Origin of the sequence: Pseudodesulfovibrio sediminis (assembly GCF_020886695.1) — a bacterium.
Lineage (GTDB): Bacteria > Desulfobacterota > Desulfovibrionia > Desulfovibrionales > Desulfovibrionaceae > Pseudodesulfovibrio > Pseudodesulfovibrio sediminis.
The window spans coordinates 3,627,680-3,646,712 of sequence record NZ_AP024485.1 but is presented as its reverse complement, the minus strand read 5'-3'; the positions used below and the strand labels follow the sequence as shown (position 1 = coordinate 3,646,712).

Annotated in this window: 18 protein-coding genes; 7 read left to right on the top strand and 11 right to left on the bottom strand. The window is 55.4% G+C overall.

The features are described 5' to 3' along the window. The first annotated feature begins 48 nt into the window (after positions 1-48). Entirely contained in the window at positions 49-1,029 is a 981-nt protein-coding gene (locus SRBAKS_RS17155) for a YheT family hydrolase (RefSeq protein ID WP_229592112.1), read from the top strand. Here the strand turns inward: SRBAKS_RS17155 and SRBAKS_RS17150 are convergent. From SRBAKS_RS17150 to SRBAKS_RS17125, 6 genes are all read right to left on the bottom strand, one after another. Continuing rightward, complete coding sequence (locus SRBAKS_RS17150) at positions 1,026-1,925, bottom strand: transporter substrate-binding domain-containing protein (RefSeq protein ID WP_229592111.1); 900 nt, start codon at positions 1,923-1,925, stop codon at positions 1,026-1,028. The two genes, SRBAKS_RS17155 and SRBAKS_RS17150, sit on opposite strands and share 4 nt — an antisense overlap. A 44-nt stretch (positions 1,926-1,969) precedes the next feature. Then, positions 1,970-3,127 (bottom strand): Bcr/CflA family efflux MFS transporter, encoded by a 1,158-nt coding sequence (locus SRBAKS_RS17145; protein ID WP_229592110.1) that lies wholly within the window; start codon positions 3,125-3,127, stop codon positions 1,970-1,972. A 163-nt stretch (positions 3,128-3,290) separates the two neighbouring features. Then, positions 3,291-5,888, bottom strand: coding sequence for an ATP-dependent chaperone ClpB (gene clpB, locus SRBAKS_RS17140; protein WP_229592109.1), 2,598 nt, complete (start codon positions 5,886-5,888; stop codon positions 3,291-3,293). Between the two features lie 34 nt (positions 5,889-5,922). Then, positions 5,923-6,258, bottom strand: a complete 336-nt coding sequence (locus SRBAKS_RS17135; RefSeq protein ID WP_229592108.1) for a chaperone modulator CbpM — start codon at positions 6,256-6,258, stop codon at positions 5,923-5,925. A gap of 9 nt (positions 6,259-6,267) precedes the next feature. Further along, positions 6,268-7,263 (bottom strand): DnaJ C-terminal domain-containing protein, encoded by a 996-nt coding sequence (locus SRBAKS_RS17130; RefSeq protein WP_229592107.1) that lies wholly within the window; start codon positions 7,261-7,263, stop codon positions 6,268-6,270. A 198-nt stretch (positions 7,264-7,461) separates the two neighbouring features. Beyond that, on the bottom strand, positions 7,462-8,073 hold the full coding sequence (locus tag SRBAKS_RS17125) for a PHP-associated domain-containing protein (protein WP_229592106.1): 612 nt from the start codon (positions 8,071-8,073) through the stop codon (positions 7,462-7,464). Positions 8,074-8,195: 122 nt separating this feature from the next. Between SRBAKS_RS17125 and SRBAKS_RS17120 the strand changes: the two genes are divergently transcribed. Together SRBAKS_RS17120 and SRBAKS_RS17115 are read left to right on the top strand one after the other, a co-directional pair. Further along, positions 8,196-9,509: a BPG-independent phosphoglycerate mutase family protein gene (locus SRBAKS_RS17120; protein WP_229592105.1), complete on the top strand. Its 1,314-nt coding sequence runs from the start codon at positions 8,196-8,198 to the stop codon at positions 9,507-9,509. Positions 9,510-9,521: 12 nt separating this feature from the next. Then, on the top strand, positions 9,522-10,088 hold the full coding sequence (locus SRBAKS_RS17115; protein ID WP_229592104.1) for a nucleotidyl transferase family protein: 567 nt from the start codon (positions 9,522-9,524) through the stop codon (positions 10,086-10,088). On the opposite strand, the gene SRBAKS_RS17110 is transcribed toward SRBAKS_RS17115, so the two are convergent. Together SRBAKS_RS17110 and SRBAKS_RS17105 are read right to left on the bottom strand one after the other, a co-directional pair. Next, the gene (locus tag SRBAKS_RS17110) at positions 10,049-10,792 is read right to left on the bottom strand and encodes a rhomboid family intramembrane serine protease (RefSeq protein ID WP_229592103.1); all 744 of its coding nucleotides are present in this window, start codon (positions 10,790-10,792) and stop codon (positions 10,049-10,051) included. The genes SRBAKS_RS17115 and SRBAKS_RS17110 overlap by 40 nt on opposite strands. Further along, positions 10,789-12,465, bottom strand: a complete 1,677-nt coding sequence (locus tag SRBAKS_RS17105; protein ID WP_229592102.1) for a dephospho-CoA kinase — start codon at positions 12,463-12,465, stop codon at positions 10,789-10,791. Before SRBAKS_RS17105 ends, SRBAKS_RS17110 begins: the two co-directional genes overlap by 4 nt. 176 nt (positions 12,466-12,641) lie before the next feature. Between SRBAKS_RS17105 and upp the strand changes: the two genes are divergently transcribed. The 4 genes from upp (at position 12,642) to SRBAKS_RS17085 (ending at position 16,747) form a co-directional block, all read left to right on the top strand. Next, the gene (gene upp, locus SRBAKS_RS17100) at positions 12,642-13,268 is read left to right on the top strand and encodes a uracil phosphoribosyltransferase (protein WP_229592101.1); all 627 of its coding nucleotides are present in this window, start codon (positions 12,642-12,644) and stop codon (positions 13,266-13,268) included. Positions 13,269-13,370: 102 nt separating this feature from the next. After that, on the top strand, positions 13,371-14,708 hold the full coding sequence (locus SRBAKS_RS17095) for a uracil-xanthine permease family protein (RefSeq protein ID WP_229592100.1): 1,338 nt from the start codon (positions 13,371-13,373) through the stop codon (positions 14,706-14,708). A gap of 131 nt (positions 14,709-14,839) precedes the next feature. Continuing rightward, entirely contained in the window at positions 14,840-15,598 is a 759-nt protein-coding gene (locus SRBAKS_RS17090) for a glycosyltransferase family 2 protein (protein ID WP_229592099.1), read from the top strand. Positions 15,599-15,910: 312 nt separating this feature from the next. Further along, positions 15,911-16,747, top strand: coding sequence for a mechanosensitive ion channel family protein (locus tag SRBAKS_RS17085; RefSeq protein WP_229592098.1), 837 nt, complete (start codon positions 15,911-15,913; stop codon positions 16,745-16,747). 291 nt (positions 16,748-17,038) lie between these two features. Here SRBAKS_RS17085 and hisA read toward each other — a convergent pair whose 3' ends face one another. From hisA to hisB, 3 genes are read right to left on the bottom strand one after another with little or no spacing between them, the layout of a single operon-like run. Then, positions 17,039-17,767, bottom strand: a complete 729-nt coding sequence (hisA, locus tag SRBAKS_RS17080; protein ID WP_229592097.1) for a 1-(5-phosphoribosyl)-5-[(5-phosphoribosylamino)methylideneamino]imidazole-4-carboxamide isomerase — start codon at positions 17,765-17,767, stop codon at positions 17,039-17,041. Continuing rightward, positions 17,764-18,417: a hypothetical protein gene (locus SRBAKS_RS17075; RefSeq protein ID WP_229592096.1), complete on the bottom strand. Its 654-nt coding sequence runs from the start codon at positions 18,415-18,417 to the stop codon at positions 17,764-17,766. Before SRBAKS_RS17075 ends, hisA begins: the two co-directional genes overlap by 4 nt. Further along, entirely contained in the window at positions 18,417-18,998 is a 582-nt protein-coding gene (gene hisB, locus SRBAKS_RS17070; protein ID WP_229592095.1) for an imidazoleglycerol-phosphate dehydratase HisB, read from the bottom strand. The genes SRBAKS_RS17075 and hisB overlap by 1 nt, the downstream gene beginning before the upstream one ends. Between the last annotated feature and the right edge of the window lie 35 nt (positions 18,999-19,033).

The following is a 19,033-nucleotide window of genomic DNA, read 5'->3' as shown; positions in this document are numbered from 1 at the left end:
CCATCACATTGTTTTGACAACCAAATCATGGAGTCGTACACCTGATGCATGCCAATACTGCCCCCTCCAGACTACACGCCGTCGCTCCCCTTTCGCTTCGGCAACATAGCGACCCTCTATCCGCCCCTGTTCCGACTCACCCCCATAACCGCTCCAGAGCCTGAACGCATTGAGCTGGAAGATGGTGATTTCCTCGACTTCGACTGGCACCGCTGTCGTTCCGGCGAGAGTCGCAAGCTGGTCATCGTCACGCACGGTCTGGAAGGACATGCACGCAAAAAGTACGTGCTGGGGATGGCCAGGATGGCAACCGAAAACGGCTATGACGCGGTCTGCTGGGCCCAACGGGGATGCAGCGGCGAAATGAACCGACTGCCCCGCACCTACCACTCCGGCGAGACCGGCGATATCCACGCGGTAATCACGCACTGCCTGTCCACGGGCCGATATGACGAGATAGCCCTTATCGGATTCTCCATGGGGGGCAACCAAACGCTCAAGTATCTGGGAGAAGCCCCTGACAAGGTGCCTGCACAGGTCACACATGCAGTCGCTTTTTCCGTGCCATGCGACCTGGCTGCCTGCAGCCGGATTATCGCCTTACCTTCTCGACGCATCTATTTTGAATATTTCATGAAAGGGTTGCGAAAAAAGATTCGGAAAAAGGAGAAACTCTTTCCCGGCACCGTGGATTCATCACACCTGAAAGGCATCAGAAGCCTGCATGAGTTTGACGACAGGTATACGGCGCCGTTCAGTGGATTCAACAATGCCGACGACTATTACACCAGATCGAGCAGCCTGCAGTTTCTCCCGGCCATCTCCGTGCCCACACTGCTGGTCAACGCCATGGATGACCCGTTTCTGTCAGATGAATGCTACCCGGTGCAGCACGCAACAGACAATCCGAATCTCTTCTTGGAGACACCGGACTATGGCGGGCACGTCGGATTTGTCGATGGGGGAAAAGAGAATGTATACTGGTCGGAAAAACGGGCTCAGGCATTCCTTGCCCGAGATATTCCCTAAGGGCGAATCTTGACCATAATCGGGGGGATGATCAGGGCCAGGATCAGACTGATGACACAGATACTGACAGCCGGAACCAGCCAACTCTGCGACCGCCCGTCTTCGCCCACAACCCATCGATTGTATAATGAATCCAGTTCCCTCTGATCAATCCGCTCCAGTCCTTCCTGAACCACGGCAAGAAGTTCGTCATTGCCTTTGAGCACAGCAGCCCGAAGCATCTGAGGCGGGTAAAACTGAACGACCTCAAACTGCTTGCCTATCCCCTTGGCGCCCAGCTGAAACATAAGCGTGGGGTAATTGGCCAACACGGCATTGACCTTGCCATTGGAAACGGCCTCCGCCAGTTTAACGACGGAAGCAAAGGGATATGGACGCATTTCAGGATAATGCAAGCGAATGTAATTGTCATAAAAACTGTTTTCAACAACACCCACAAGATGCCCATTCAGATCCTCAGCATCATTCACCCCGGACCCCTTACGAGCGAGGAATACTCCCCGGGAGGGAAAGAGTGGTTTCGAAAAACTGAGAATGGCGTCCCGTTCCTGATTTAATATCAGTCCACCATGGACATCCGCCCTCCCCGCCTGCACCTCTTTAATGGTATCAGCCCAGTCTACCAGATGAAATCGCACAGGAATCCCGGTTTCGGCAGACCACTTTTGCCACATATCAATGAGATATCCCTTGGGCATGCCACTATGGCCGACAAACGACATGGGGGGCATATCAGCTTCATGGGCAACAACAATGCCACCTATCCGATACCTGGCAATGAGGTCATCCTGAGACAATGCATTGAACGGCAAACACAATAGACCGGCGAACAGCGCTATCCAATACGCTGAGAAGAAACAATGCTTCAGTTTTCGATTCAGACATTCTTTACACATGCTCTGATCGTTACGGGACTGAAAATAAAAAAGCAATATGGGTATTATCTACTTTTGTTCTTCAATAATCGCATGACCAGCAAGGTTGTCAAAGGAATCCCCCCCCCAAAAAAGGCAAACACACCAAGGAGCATGGTTTTGCTGGGCCAATCCAGGGCAATGAGCTCCATGGAGACCGCACCGACCATGAACATCTCAAAGGTCATGACACCTGATGCCGCACCAATATCCTTGTCCACCTGATCGAGTATGAGAGAGTTACTGACTGGCCTTGAGAGACCAACCGAGAATGTGATGCAGAACATGGGAATGGCCACCGTCAGCGGACTGGTACCACCAAGGAGGAGCATGAGCCCTCCCGCGCCAATGATTGCAATCAGGGAGATATAGAGAATGCGTAATTGGGAGAGCACTCCGCCCAGACGGGTGCAGACCATGGAACCAAGCATGAACCCTAGGGCATTGGCACCGAAATAGAGACCGAAGACCTGCTCAGACATGCCAAAACCGGAAATGTAAATAGCTGGTGAACCACCGATAAACCCGAAATGAGGCAGTATCATAAGTGCAAACGACAGAGCCATGACCGTGAATTGCCTGTTTTTGAAAACAGCAATATACCGGCCTGCCACAGACAACACACCACCCGAAGTAAACTCTGTCAGCGGTTCCTTGAGCTGAGACACGCCGTACAGTGCCACAAATGCGACCACGACCTGACTGACAAAGATCCACTGCCAGGAAGCGAATTTGAGCAACAACCCACCCAAAGTTGGAGCGAGCATGGGACAAAACGCCATAATCACGCCGATTGAAGCGAGAATTTTCTGACGCTCTAATCCGTCATAAAGATCCTTGGTCAACGCCAAAGACAGTGCTGCAGCAGCCGCAGCCCCAGCCCCCTGGATAGCACGGGCAAGAACCAACATGGTTATGTTGGCGGCCAGAGCGCACAGCCCGCTGCCTAGAATGAAAAGGAGAAGTCCGAAAACCAGCACAGGCTTCCGTCCGACACGGTCTGATAATGGGCCGTGAATGAGCAGAAACACACTGAAGGCGACAAAAAAAATGACCAACGACAGATTGCCTTGGGCATGGGTAATCCCCCAGGCCTCCACAATACGCGGGAGCGCTGGCAGATACATGTCAGTTGACAAGGGGGGAAACGCGGCAAGCAATGACAGCAGGATTAAAGTGGGCATGAATCAAGACAGCGTTGTCAGTGTTAAAGATGAATCAGCGATGTTTTATGAATACAGCCCTAAAGTCAACAAAGCATACAGAGCGAAAAAGGTATGAGCAGCAATACCAAAAGAGGCGGCCACAGCAGTGACCGCCTCTTTGAATCAATAGTCGTACAACGGGTTATTCGAAGACCAGACCACCATCTTTTTCATCTACGGTGACAGTCGTGCCCTCACCCAGCTCTCCCCCGATAAGCTTCCTGGCCAACGGAGTTTCCAGATGAGTCTGGAGATACCGGTGCAACGGCCTGGCGCCGAAGTTGGGATCATAGGCTGCCTGGGCAATAAAGGCTTTGGCCTTGTCGGTCAGGTCCAACCCGATCTTGCGATCTTCCAGGCGCATCCTGAGTCCGGCTATCAGCAGGTCGATGATACCCACAAGCTGTTGCGGCGTCAGCGGCCTGAACAGCACGCTTTCATCCACCCGGTTCAGGAATTCCGGTCTGAAATGCCTCCGCAGCACTTCCATGACCTGTTCCTGCACGCCCTCCTTGAACTCACCTGTCGCATCAATGCCGTCGAGCATGTACTCGGCGCCGAGATTGCTTGTCATGATGACAATGGTGTTCTTGAAGTCCACGGTGCGGCCATGAGAATCAGTCAACCGCCCGTCGTCAAGGATCTGAAGGAGCACGTTGAACACGTCATGATGCGCCTTCTCAATCTCGTCGAAGAGGATGACCGAATACGGTTTGCGCCGCACGGCCTCGGTGAGCTGTCCGCCTTCATCATAGCCGATGTAGCCCGGAGGCGCTCCAATAAGTCGGGCCACGGTATGTTTCTCCATGTACTCGGACATGTCGATACGAATCATGTTCGACTCGGAATCAAACAGCGCGGCTGCCAGAGTCTTGCACAACTCGGTCTTGCCCACGCCGGTGGGGCCGAGGAAGATGAACGAACCGATGGGCTTGGACGGATCCTTCAGTCCGGCACGGGCGCGCAAGACCGCGTCAGCCACGGCCTGAACCGCGCCATCCTGTCCGATGACTCTTTCGTGAAGCACGTCCGCCAGCTTGAGCAGCTTCTCCCGCTCCCCTTCCAGCAGACGGGAAACAGGAATGCCGGTCCACTTGGCGATAACCTGCGCGACATCGTCCGGGCCGACCTCTTCCTTGACCATGCGGGGCACGTCGCCGGACTCCAGCGCCTCGTTACGATCAGCCAGCTCTTTTTCAAGCGAACCAAGACGGCCGTATTCCAGCTCGGCGGCACGGTTGTAATCGTGTACACGCTTTGCTTCTTCGACCTGGTGACGAGTGGTTTCGATCTCTTCCTTGAGAGACCGCAACCGCTCGATGCCGCCCTTCTCGTTCTCCCACTGGGTCTGGAGAGTGGCTTGGAATTCCTTGAGTTCGGCCAGCTTGCGTTCAAGCTCAACGAGCCGTTCGCGAGACGCCTTGTCAGACTCCCGTTTCAAGGCTTCGCGCTCGATTTCAAGCTGCATGATCTGACGATTCGCCTTGTCCAACTCATATGGCTGGGAGTCGATCTCCGTGCGGATCAGCGCCGCGGCCTCATCAATGAGGTCAATGGCCTTATCCGGGAGTTGACGGTCGGAGATATACCGACTGGAAAGTACGGCAGCCTCGACAATGGCACCGTCGGCGATGCGCACGCCATGATGCACTTCGAACCGCTCCTTGAGGCCACGCAAAATGGAGATGGTGTCCTCGACACTGGGTTCGTCCACGACGATGGTTTGAAACCTGCGCTCCAGGGCCGGGTCCTTTTCAATATATTTACGGTATTCATCCGTTGTGGTGGCACCAATACAATGCAGTTCGCCGCGCGCCAGCAACGGTTTGAGTATGTTGCCCGCGTCCATGGCGCCGTCGGTCTTGCCCGCGCCCACAATGGTGTGCAGTTCATCGATGAACATGATGATCTGTCCAGCAGATTCCTGCACTTCCTTGAGCACGGCCTTGAGCCGTTCCTCAAACTCACCACGATACTTGGCTCCGGCAACGAGTGCCGACATATCCAGAGAAAACACGGTCTTGTCCTTGAGGCCTTCAGGCACATCGCCTTTGACAATGCGCTGGGCAAGGCCCTCGGCAATGGCGGTCTTGCCCACACCGGCCTCACCGATAAGCACCGGGTTATTCTTGGTGCGACGGGACAGGATACGGATGACGCGACGAATTTCACCGTCACGGCCAATGACCGGATCAAGCTTGCCGGACCGGGCCTCTTCAACAAGGTCACGGCCATATTTCTGCAAGGATTCATAGGTTGCTTCGGGATTGTCAGAGGTCACGCGCTGTTTGCCGCGCACTTCCTCAAGCGCGCCGAGCACCTTGTTCTTGTTCAGAGCAAACTGCTTGTTCACCCGACCGATGCCTGTGGACGGGGCTTCGTCCATGAGCGCCACAAAGACGTGCTCGACAGACACGAACTCGTCCTTCATGGACTTCTTCATGTCGTCAGCCGCCACCAGCACCTTCTGCATGCGCTGGGTGACCACGATCTGATCGGGGCGCGCACCGGAACCGGTGACACGGGGCATCTTGGATATCTCGGCGTCAACAGCTCCCAGATATACATCCGGGGCCACGCCGAGTTTGCGCAGAATCTGCGGAACAAGCCCCTGCTCCTGGGCGACCAGGGCATGCATGAGGTGTTCGCAGTCTATCTGCTGATGGCCATTTCGAATGGCCAGATTCTGGGCCTCGGAAACAGCGTCCTGAGTTTTACGAGTAAAGGTATTGGGATCCATTAAATGAACCTCCTTGATATGGAATGGAACGTGGTTATATGAGTCGTTTGAGTTCCTCCACCTCTGTCTCCAGTTCCTCTACTCTTTCGAGCAGATCCACGATGATGGAACCGGAGTTGAACGAGACGTCCAGGTCTTTGACCAGACGCATGAGCTTATGAATGCGATACACGTCACGCAGTCGGAACAGGTATTCTTCCGCACTGGTCCGAGTCGGATTGATCCATCCGAGTTCGACAAGTTCGGCAAATTCGCCAGGGGCAATGGAGGTCAATTCCACCAGCTCTGCCCACGCAACGAATTCACTCCGCTCCGGCAGATTGAGGCCGGGGAGCTGCAACAACATTTCCTGAAGTTTTCTCGTGGTCATAGCTATTCCCTAAAATGTCCTTGGCTTGAAATCGGATGCTTCTTGCAATTTTTCCAGCAGGTCGCGTTCTTCATCAGTCAGGATTTCCGGCACCTGAATCATGATGCGCACGAACTGATCGCCCTTCTTGGATGCGGGGCCAAGTCCCTTGCCCTTGAGCCTGAGCTTCTTGCCCGAGCCGATTCCCGGAGGAATCCGCATTTCCACGGCCCCGTCCAGGGTCGGAATACGCACCGTCGCACCAAGTGCCGCCTCCCATGGAGACAGGGGCAGGTCCAGCACGACATCCGCGTCCTTCACCTTGAACAGATGGTGGGGCATCAGCCTGATCTTGAGGTACAGATCGCCCTTGCTTCCGCCGCCCATGCCAGGGTTGCCCTGACCGGCCAGACGGATTTTCTGCCCATCCTTGACACCGGCCGGCACGTTGATCTCCAAGGTCTTGGTGGTCATGCGGGGGATGCCGTCAGGGCCGGAGGTTTGTTCCTGCAGGGTGACGGATTTCTTGCCGCCGCGATAGGCTTCGTCCAAAGTCAGCTCATAGGATGCCTCGGAGTCAGAGCCGCGCCGGGGGCGCTGTTGGAACCCACCGCCGCCGAAACCGCCCTGCTGAAAGCCGCCCTGAGAAAAACCGCTACGGAACTGGCCGCCAGGGCCACCTGCTCCGCCGAAGATGGTCTCGAAGAAATCGGAGAAACCACCGGCTCCACCGCCGAAACCGCCACCGCCGCCACCGAAGTTCATGTTTTCATAACCCGGCGGAGGCTGGAAGTTCTGACCGTGTTCCCAGTTCGACCCGAACTGGTCATACAGCTTGCGCTTCTTCTGATCCTTGAGGACTTCGTACGCCTCGTTAATTTCCTTGAACTTTGCCTCGGCCTCAGGATTGTTGGGATTGAGGTCGGGATGATATTTGCGGGCCAACTTTTTGAAGGCCTTGCTGATCTCATCCTTCGAGGCTGTGCGGGATACCCCGAGTAGCTTGTAATAATCTCTATATTCCATTGATCAATCGTTCCTTTGAATACCGAAACAGCTTTTATTGGTTCGAGATTCTAAAGTAATCTGTCTATCTCGCGTGTCAAGCAGTAGAATCAGCAATGCAAACGTCTTGACCGCTTTTCTTTACAAAATTCAGCGGCCCTGAAACGGAACAAAGGGAGAAGAGAAAGGCGGGATGCGGCCAGACATAGCCGCGAATGATCAACCGACCGCGGAAAGGAATGAAGGCGATGCCGCTGGAGTGCACTGCCCTGCTTTCAAGGCATTGACCAAATCCATCCGATTATTGACGGGTACGTCAAACCGGGTGGGGAAACGCCCCAATTCGGCAACATTGTGGGCATCGGAACCGGCCACGCCAGGCAGTTGAAGCTTTTTGGCAAGTGCTCCGGCAAGGGAATTTTCATGCTCGCTGTTCCGCCCATTGAGAACTTCGATGGCCGTACACGGCAGCGCATCCAGAAGCCCGACCTCGCAGGGACGCCATCCCCTGAACGGGTGGGCCGAGATTACGGCTCCGCCAATACGCTCGACTTCAAGAAGCAGCTCACTGGCGTCCATACCCTTTCGCAGGGATTCCACAGGGCCATGCACCAGGAAATCCCCCTGCGGCGTCGTGTACTCCATCCCCACCAGCACAAGGAGGCCATTGGGCTGGAAACCTTCTTTGATATGTGCCAGAATATCTACAGTGTCATGGTCTGTAATACAGACCCCGTCCAGCCCTTGCTCCACGCTCAGCTCAATGATTTCAATCGGCGCAAGAGCACTGCAACGGGATACGCTTGAATGGACATGCAGATCGATTAACATACGTTCATTTTGCTTCATTCCGGCCCCCATGACAATGTGATTATACTTGTACTCTCTTTGGCACCAATAGACACAATCTATACAAAGTGCCTTACCGGTCTGTCACACCACTTGGAGTTTTCGTGCCTCACACATGTGTACTCATTCTGCTTGATGGTCTAGGAGACCGCGCCCATGAACAGCTGGGCAACCGCACCCCACTCCAGGTGGCCCACACGCCGTGTCTGGACAGACTGGCGCAACGAGGTGCCACGGGGTTGTACCATGCGGGCAAGCTCGGCCAGCCCCTGCCCAGCGAGGACGCCCACTTCGCCATGTTCGGCAGCCCCAGGGATGAGTTTCCGGGACGGGGCGCGCTGGAGGCTCTTGGTGCGGATATCCCTCTCGACGAAAACGATGTGGCCGTTCTCACTCATTTCGCCCATGTCAGGGCAACCGAAACCGGCGCACTCAGGCTCGCACAGGACCGCGTCAGCGGGACGCCTGAAGCGGTGGCTTCGCTCTTCAATGCCATTCGCCATTTTGAGCAGGACGGAATTACCATCACCGTGACGCAGACCGCCGGAATGTTCGGCGTCCTCACCCTGCGCGGCGATGTCTCCCCCCACATCACGGACTCCAACCCCATGGTGGATGGACGGTTTCTTTCGGCTGTCAGGCCACTGCACACCCACGCAACAGACCCTGCCGCCATACGCACCGCACAGGTGCTGACGGCGTATCTGCGCCGGGCGTACCACATATTGAACGCAGCCCCCCTGAATGCAACAAGGATCGAAAACGGTCAGCCTCCCATCAATGGTCTGGTAACCCAACGCGCCGGACGGCTCCGCCCCCACATGTCCATGCGCGACAGATACGGCCTACGCGGTCTGTCCGTTGCCAGCGGGACCATGTACAAAGGGCTGGCGAAATACCTGGGCATGGATTTTCACAAGGTCGACAACAGCGATGCCCCCGGCAAGGATTATGCGCACCGTGTGGCCTTTGCCTCCAGCATGCTGGAGACCCATGATTTCATTCATGTGCACACCAAAACACCGGACCAGGCAGGCCACAGCAAGAACCCGGAAAACAAGGTCAAGGTCATCGAAGCTCTGGACCAGGGGCTGGCGGACTCCATCGAACCATTACTCGCCAACGAGGACGTGCTCATCTGTGTGACCGCGGATCACTCGACCCCCAGTTGCGGCACCCTCATCCATTCAGGCGAACCGGTGCCCCTCATGTTCATCGGCAATGGAGTACGCCGCGATACCGTCCGTCAATTTGATGAAATACAGGTGGCTGGCGGCGCGCTCGGTATGGCGCGCGGCGATGAGTTGATGCACCTCATCCTCAACTATCTGGATCGCGCCCGACTCGGCGGCATTCATGATTCGCCCCTGCCTCAGGAATTCTGGCCCGGCGACCATGAACCCTTCACACTTGAATAGCGGGAGATGATGATGCTTCACCCCCTCGGCTTCATTCACGGCAGATTTCAGGTGCTGCATAACGACCACATGAAATATTTGCTGGCTGGCAAAAAACTATGCGAACACCTGATCGTCGGCATAACCAACCCCGACACCGATCTGACTGCGCACGAGCCCGTCAATCCGGATCGCTCCAGTCTGGCAAACAATCCTCTTACATACATGGAACGCAAACGCATGATCGAAGCCGCGCTTGTGGAAACCGGCATACCCCGGAAGGACTTTTCCGTGGTCCCCTTCCCCATCTGCAAACCGGACATGATCCTGCAAGCCGCCCCCGAAGATGCGGTCTACTATCTGACAATCTACGATGAATGGGGACGGGAAAAAAAGCAGCGGCTGGAGTCCCTCGGTCTGACAACCCATGTCATGTGGGAGCGGCAACAGAAAGACAAGGGGATCTCCGGCACGGATGTGCGCCAAAGTATCCTCGAAAACGGCCCTTGGCAGACACTGGTGCCACCCGCCGTGGCCCAGATTGTCGAGGAACTGGATCTTCAGAAACGATTCAGGGAAGTATCCGATTCCGGGTCGTAGTCCCGCGTGTCCCGGTTATAGCAGTAGCGACAATGCCCACGCCGCCTGAATATCTGTATCAGTACAACACCGGCTATAAAGCCACCGACATGCGACCACCAGGCTACCTGACCGGTTCCCTCTCCCGCAGAGGTCATGCCTGACACGATCTGAATCAGAAACCACAGGCCCAAAAACAAAGACGAAGGGATACGCACAATCAGCGGGACAAAAGCGATAGGCACCAGTGTCAGCACCCGCCCATGAGGATAGAGAACGATATACGCGCCCATGACCCCGGCCACCGCCCCGGACGCACCCACCACAGGCGCGTTGGATGCCTGCTCAAAGACCATGTGCACGGCGACGGCCATCAGCCCGCACAAAACATAAAAGACCACGAACCAGCCGTGGCCGGTGACATCCTCGATATTGTCGCCGAAGATCCAGAGCATCCACATATTGAACACGATATGCAGCCACCCGCCGTGAAGGAACATATAGGTTATGAGCGGTCCACCAAAGGTCACCGGATAGCCGACCCATTTTGCCCAGTCCGGCTCGAAAAAACGGGCCGGCACCACGCCATGCAGATGGTAGAACTGCAACAGGTCATATTGCGGCACAGTCCGAAGATAGAGAAAGACCAGGACATTGACCGCGATGATGCACACCACCGCTATGGGGCGGTTCACTCGCGGCACATTGTCCCGAAGGGGAATCATGCCCCTGTCCTTTCCCGGTCGATCCGGTCTGCCAGATCAGCCCAGACTCCGTTCAGCCAATCATCAAATTCAGTATTCCGGGCATCGAACCGGTTCTGGACCCAGTCCATCAATTTCTCGGCCTGCCCTTTCAGGTCGTCAAGCCCTCCGTCGTTGTCCAAAACCAGATCACAGACCTCAAGTTTATCCTTTTCGGCCCACTGCCAGGAGTCGAATATGGCCAGCGTCTCCATATCCAGCCCGCGCTTTTCGCGTAATTCACCGGTACGCTTGTCCGCGGGACACTGCACGCCGACCACGCAATCCACATCCCCTTTCGTGTGCCAGCCCCCCTCCAGCAGAAGCGGAATCTCGGCATAGGCAACCACCGCGTCCCGGTGGGCGCTGAAAAACTCCTCACACTCATGGCGCACCATGGGATGCACCATATCCATGACCTCCCGGCGAAGTATCTCTGACTCACACATGGCCGTAAACAAAGCGGACTTGTCCACCGAACCGTCTTCTCTTGAATAGGCGCCACCGAACCGTTGTCGAATCATGGCCGCGCCATCGCCGTCAGGACCATACAGTCGGGCCACGGATTCATCCGCGCTGAAACAGGGCTGATCAAGGCCGCGCAACAGGGAAAGCAAAGCGGACTTGCCGCACCCGGGCATGCCAACGATCCCTACGCGCAGGCACTCCCGCGTCAGCCCGGCCAGGAGCATGCAAAAATCGTCAGGCGGATTCTCGGTGAGTGTGATCTGTTCGCCGGTTGCCGGATGGGCAATGGAGAGATACCAGGCATGCAGCATCTGCCGTGGGGCAAGGGTTGCCAATGAGTCTGGCCGCCGCTGCCAGAGCGTGTTTTCGTGCGCACCATAAACACCGTCTCCTACCAGCGGGTGACCGATATGGGCCATGTGGACACGAATCTGATGTGTCCGCCCCGTATGAATACGCACCGCCACCAGACTGGCCAGCCCGCCTGGGCCGGTCCACAGGACACGGTACTCGCTGCGCGCCTCGCGACCGCCCTTTTCCAGAACGTCCATCTTGGTCTTCTGCGTCTGATGCCTGCCCATGGGGGCATCAATGAGCCCCTGTTTCTGCGCCGGGCACCCGTGGACGATGGCCAGATAGACCTTGTGTACACGCCGCTCGGAAAAATCCGCGGCCAGTTTCAGTCGGGCCGCTTCGGTTCGGGCCACTGCCATGATCCCGGAAGTATCCTTGTCCAACCGGTGCACGATGCCGGGGCGCTGCTCATCCATCCCTGAAATATCCGTGGCAATGTCCGGCCACTGATTGAGCAGATAATTGACGAGCGTAGGCCCCTGCTCACTGGGGGCAGGATGGGTTGTCAGCCCGGCAGGCTTGGAGACCACCAGCATATGCTCATCCTCGAACAGCGCGGTCAGATCACCGGCCATGGGCTGCGGGGCTTCATCTCCGGCTTCATTTTCCGCGGCCCCTATACGCAGCGTCTCATGTCCCATGAGTTTGTGCTTTCCCTTGGTGACCACCTTGCCGTCCACAGTCGCCAGCCCGGACTCGATCCACGATTTGACCCGCCCCCGAGACACTCCGGCATCACTGAGTTCGCGCCCCCAGAATTTATCCAGGCGCAGTCCTCCATCAGAGACTGAAGCGGTCCTCTCCCACACATCATTATTTTTTTTGTCGTCCATGATTTAGGGATATACGCAGAATCATTGGAAAGTAAAATTCAAATTGTTTGCGTATATTCCAACACGGTAAAATCAACCTTGACCATGCGCATCCTATCAGCATAAAAAAAGGAAATTTGCGCAAGTGAACTTTCTTTAGATAATCTTAAAACCCAGTACATAACGAGGGGTATTTTATGGCTTTACACATGGTAGACCATCCACTTATTCAACACAAAGTCGGCCTGCTCCGTGAAGACGGCATCTCCACCAGCCGCTTCCGCACCCTGGCCAACGAAATCACTCGCCTCCTGACTTACGAGGCCACCAAGGACTTCGCCACAGAGACAAAAACCATTCAAGGCTGGGCCGGTGAAGTGGAAGTCGAATGTATCCGAGGCAAAATGGTCACCGTGGTGCCCATCCTGCGCGCAGGTCTGGGCATGATGGACGGCGTCTTCGACATGATCCCCGGCGCCAAGGCTTCCGTTGTCGGTTTCTACCGCGATGAAGAAACCCTGAAGCCCGTCCAATACTATGTAAAACTCGCAAACAACATCGAAGAACGCACCGCGCTCATTCTCGATCCCATGCTGGCCACCGGCGGCACGTTGGAAGCCACCATAAAACTGCTCAAGGACGCCGGTTGCAAATCCATCCGCGGTTTGTTCCTGTGTGCCGCTCCAGAAGGCATCAAACGTATTCTTGACGCGCACCCCGATGTGGACATATATACCGCTGCCGTCGATGAAAAACTCAACGACATCGGCTATATCATACCCGGTCTTGGTGACGCAGGGGACAAGATATTCGGCACCAAATAGGTTAGGAGACACGCTTCACAGCGTGTCTTTTTTTGAAGTGTTTTTGGGGGCATTTGAATTTGGAGCCTTGGGCGGCTCCGTAACAGAGGAGAGGAAATAAAGATGAGTGACATGCATTCGACAGAGTATAGTTTCAAACCCAAAGACGCGCTCCTGGGCGCGCAAATGCTTTTCGTGGCCTTCGGCGCGTTGGTTCTGGTCCCGCTGCTGACAGGACTTGATCCCAACGTGGCGCTGTTCACCGCGGGCGCAGGTACCCTGCTCTTCCAGGTGGTCACCCGAGGCAAGGTTCCCGTGTTCCTGGCTTCCTCCTTTGCGTTCATCGCTCCCATCATCTACGGCGTCCAGACCTGGGGCATTCCGGCCACCATGTGCGGCCTGTTCGGTGCCGGTCTGATGTATGTAATCATCAGCTTTCTCGTCCGTATCTACGGCTCCGAGATGCTGCACCGCATCCTGCCCCCGGTGGTTACCGGCCCGGTCATCATGGTCATCGGCCTGATCCTGGCTCCGGTAGCCGTACACATGGCCATGGGCCGTACCGGAGACGGTAGCGCCTGGCTGGTGCCCAACACCACGGCAATGATCATTGCCGGAATCTCGTTGCTGACCACCGTCTTCGCTTCTCTGCTCGGCAAGGGCTGGATCAAACTGATCCCCATCCTGCTCGGCATTCTGGCCGGTTATGTGGCCTCACTGATACTTGATGTCACAGGCTTTTCCGCTGCACAGCAGACTGCGTTCGATCCGGGTACTCTCCAGAACTGGACCGCCCCCGCGCTGATCAACTTCGGCAAAATAGCGGAAGCACCGCTCCTGGCGATCCCCAACTTCGTGTTCCCAACCTGGAACCTTGAAGCTGTCCTGTTCATCGTCCCTGTCGCCATCGCTCCTGCCATCGAACACTTCGGTGACGTCCTTGCCATCGGCGGCATCTCCGGCAAGGATTACGTCAAAGACCCCGGCATCCAGAACACCCTTCTGGGTGATGGCCTTGCCACTTCTCTGGCCGCTGCTCTGGGCGGACCTCCGAACACGACCTACTCCGAGGTTTCCGGCGCGGTTGCACTGACACGCTCCTTCAATCCGGGCATCATGACCTGGGCCGCCATCACAGCCGTTCTGCTCGCCTTTGTGGGCAAACTCGGTGCCGTCCTCGCCACCATTCCGGTTCCTGTCATGGGCGGCATCATGATCCTGCTGTTCGGTGCCATCACCGTCATCGGCATCAATACGCTGGTCCGCGCAGGCAACGACCTCATGCTGCCGCGCAACCTTGCCATCGTCGCGATCATCCTCGTATTCGGCATCGGCGGCATGTCCTTTGACCTCGTCATCGTCAAACTCGGCGGCATCGGCCTGGCCGGTATCGTGGGTGTTGTCCTGAACCTCATTCTGCCCTGCAAGGATTGCAACGACGAAACCAGCGAAATCCTGTAAACTCATCCCGTACCCATACAAGGCCCCGATTACGAACATGATCGGGGCCTTTTCACGTCCGCCCCATCTTTCGCATGGACCCAAAATGGAGAAATGGGTAGGATACGCGAATCTTTCAAGGAGATACATGCATGCGTGAAACAGTGACCGGATTGGTCCTGACATATAATGGCGAGCGTTTGCTCGAAAAATGTCTGCAGTCGCTCGATTTCTGCGACCAACTGCTGGTGGTGGACTCCGCGTCTACAGACACCACCTGCGAGATTGCAGAGAAATGCGGAGCCAAGGTCATTGTCCGGCCATGGCCCGGCCCGGTGGATCAGTTCAAGTTCGCCCTGAACGAGATCACCACGGACTGGGTGGTTTCGCTGGATCAGGATGAATTCCTGACCGATGAATTACGCGCCAGCATCATCGACAAACTGGAGAAGCGCGAAGATGTGGCTGGCTACTTTACTCCGCGCAGCTCCTTCTATTTCAATCGATTCATGAAGCACTCCGGCTGGTATCCAGACTACCTGTTCCGCGTCTTTCGCGCCGGAAAGATGGAGGTCTCCGCGTCCGGTGCACACTATCATTTCAAACCCAAGGGCAATACGACCAAGCTGCAAGGCGATATCCTGCATTATCCATATGAATCATTTGAACAGCATATGGAAAAGATCAACTACTACGCCGAAGAGGGAGCCAAATCCCTGCGCGAAAAAGGCCGCAAGGGCGGCGTGACGCGAGGTCTCCTCCATGCGGTCATGCGCTTTATCAAACTCTATCTGCTCAAGCTCGGCTTTCTGGATGGCAAGGCAGGGTTCTACAATGCCATAGCCGGAATGTACTACACCTTCCAAAAATACATTCGTGTAGAAGAAAAAGGCAAATGGGGTGGCAGGTAGTCGGCTGCATATTCGGAGTCATGACAGGCACGAATCACAGTAACCCCACTGACGCAGCGGCATTCATGAGGCTCCGAATACGTCAGTATATGGCCTTCGCTTTTGCTGAACGCCCGCATCTTTGCAACGACCACGTTTTTTCCCGGCATGGAGAACGACTTCAACGCCATATACCGTATTTATGAACATCTTCCCTCTAGTGCGTTCAACTATCCATTCACGACTTACATTATTCGATAATCCTATTCCGTACTCTCACTCTTTGTGATAAACATTCCTTTAAACAATCGAAACCAATTTTCTGGAGGCTTTATGGATTTCAGCAGTTTTGACTCTCAGGCGTTACTGGACCAATTGATGTTTTATTTGACCACCTATGGCATCCAGCTTCTGGTAGCCATTCTTGTATTCATTGTCGGTAAATGGATTGCCAGGAAACTCTCCAACGGTCTCAAACGCATCATGCTCAAGAGCAATGCCGAAGAGACGCTGTGCACCTTCATCGGCAATATCACCTACTTCGGTCTGCTGGCTGCAGTGGTCATCGCCGCCCTTGATCAGGCCGGTGTCAATGTAACCTCGTTCATGGCCGTACTCGGTGCCGCCGGTCTGGCCGTCGGCCTGGCGTTAAAGGACTCCCTGTCAAACTTTGCCTGCGGCGTCATGCTTATCATGATGCGCTTCTTCAAGAAGGGCGACTTCATCGAAGCTGGCGGGGTCATGGGCACGGTCAAGGCTGTGAAAATATTCAACACCGATCTGAATACCCCGGACAACAAACTCATTTCCATCCCGAACTCCGCTATTCTGGGCGGGGCCATCACCAACTTCTCGGCCGAACCGACTCGCCGCGTGGATCTGGTCATGGGTATCGGCTACGATGATGATCTCAAAAAGGCCAAGGCATTGCTGGTCAAGATCGTCAACGAGCATCCGCTGGTCCTGAAAGACCCCGCTCCTCAGGTCGAACTTTCCGAGCTGGCCGACTCATCGGTCAATTTCGTGGTCCGCCCCTGGTGTAAGACAGGCGACTACTGGCGCGTCTTTTTCGATGTGACAGAACAGGTCAAGCTGACCTTTGATGCGGAAGGCATATCCATCCCCTACCCGCAGCAGGACGTCCACATGTACGAAGAGAAAAAGCAATAACAACACAAGGGGAGCCACATGGCTCCCCTTTTAATTGGCCCCCTGAGATCACACGAGCTCAATAAAGGGACACGGAAATCGGCAGGCCTCATCAACCTATTTCAATATGAACATGGCATCCAGAGCCAAAGACGTTCCTGAGGAACAGACGGCCTGATTCAGCCATTCACCAGTGTCTGCATGCCCACGAAAATCGGTGCCTAAAAAAAGTCCCCGGCAGTCAGCGACTGCCGGGGACTTGCTGTATTCCAAGTCCACCCCGTATACCGGAGCATCCTAAATTAGTTCACGCTACTGTGCGTCAATCCAATCGTTGGCCTCTTTGACATCCAATGTGCCGACATAGATGGCCCGACCCGAGATTGCGCCCTCCAACCCATTTTTAGACAGAGGGTAGAGATTCTTGATGTCATCCAAGGTGTGCACACCACCGGCAGCGATGACAGGCACAGACGTTTTGGCACACAAGGAGGCCAGTCCGTCCACGTTGACGCCGGTCTGCATACCGTCACGGGAAATATCCGTGTATACGATAAAGGCGATACCGTCAGCCTCCAGACGAGGCAATACGTCATCCATGGTCAGCCCGGCGTCCTCAACCCAACCCTTGGTTTTGAGCTTGCCGTCAACGGCATCCAGAGAAACACCGATCCGGCCCGGCAAAGCCTTGCACAGATCGGAAAAAAGATCGGGATCTTCCAGCGCCATGGTACCTATGATCAGCCTGTTCACACCGGCTTCAATATATTTCTCGGCTGTGGCGATATCACGGATACCACCGCCAAGCTGCACCGGAATCGCAATCTCGGAACAGATGGATTTGATCAGGTCAAAATTCTTCGGCAGCCCGGAGAAAGCGCCATCCAGATCAACGACATGGAGAAAACGAGAGCCGAGCTCTGCCCAGTTCCGGGCCTGGGCAACAGGGTCGGCGGCAAAGACGGTGACCTGGTCTTCCTTGCCCTGGGCAAGACGAACGCATTCACCGTTCTTGATATCAACAGCGGGGAAAAGAATCATAATCCAAGTTCCATGAGTTTTTCTTCAATGCCATCGGAAGCGAGTCGGGTTGCAGTCACCCATTTACCGCCACGATCAGCGAATTTACCTGCTTCAAACAGGTTGTCCAGCAGCGCCTGCTGAGTCTCCTCATAGCGGGAGCGAATCATCCGCTCTTCCTTCACGCTGATGAGATAGAAATCAATGGCCACGGACGCAGGGGATTCAACGCCGCCAGCACTGCCCACCCGCTCGCGCCAGGTGGTGAGCTGCGGCACCAACAGATAGTCGACATCCATGCACTTGGCCACACCGAGCCAATATTTCCAGGCCGACAGCTTGGGCAAGCCACCGTCTTCAAAGACCACCACGTCTTCACAATGCTCCACTGCCGGAGGCGTGATGTAATCAAAGACCTGATGTTTCCGCAGTGTATCTGCCAGAATCATGTCCAGAGTTTCAACGGTTCCTTCGGGAGCGGGCTTGCCCTCTTCATCGAGATAGCCTGCCAGCAGCTCCCAATTGCGGGTCGGATTGGTGAATCCGGCCACTGCAAGTTTGCCTTCAGGCCGCGGCACGGCTGCATTCCGCGTACTCTTGCCGCAACCGGCCAGAGACAGAAGTGCCAGACAAAAAACGATCAGTCCGAAATACAGTGGTCCACGTTTCATTAGTCGAGACTCCCTTTGGTGCTGGAAACACCCTTTCTGCCGACGGTCACGGCCTTTGCCAAGGCCAGACCCAAGGCTTTGAAAGCGCCTTCCAGAAGGTGATGGCCGTTTTGACCATGCTCATATTTGACGTGCAGGTTCATGCCCGTCTTGAATGCGAAAGATTTGAGGAATTCGCGCCAGACGTCTTTCTCGTCTCCGGCAATGATATCCGGCAGAAGCGCATCGTCATACACTATATAGGGACGACCGGAAATATCAATGACAACTTCACACAAAGCCTCATCCATGGGGACCTTTGCCGAAGCTACACGATTGATACCCGCCTTGTCCCCAAGCGCTTCGCTCAGGGCCTGCCCCAGGCACAGCCCGATATCTTCAAGAGTATGGTGAGTATCGATCTCAAGATCGCCCTTGCAGGTCAGGTCGAGATCAAATCCGGCCCAGAACGCGCACAGGGTGAGCATGTGGTCGGCAAAACCGATGCCGGTATCCACATTCACCTTGCCCTCGCCTTCCAGGGTCAGGGTCAAACTAATATCCGTTTCATTGGTGGTACGAACCACCTTGGCCTGGCGCATGACGCACTCCTTTCAACCTGTAAAATTCCTTCACC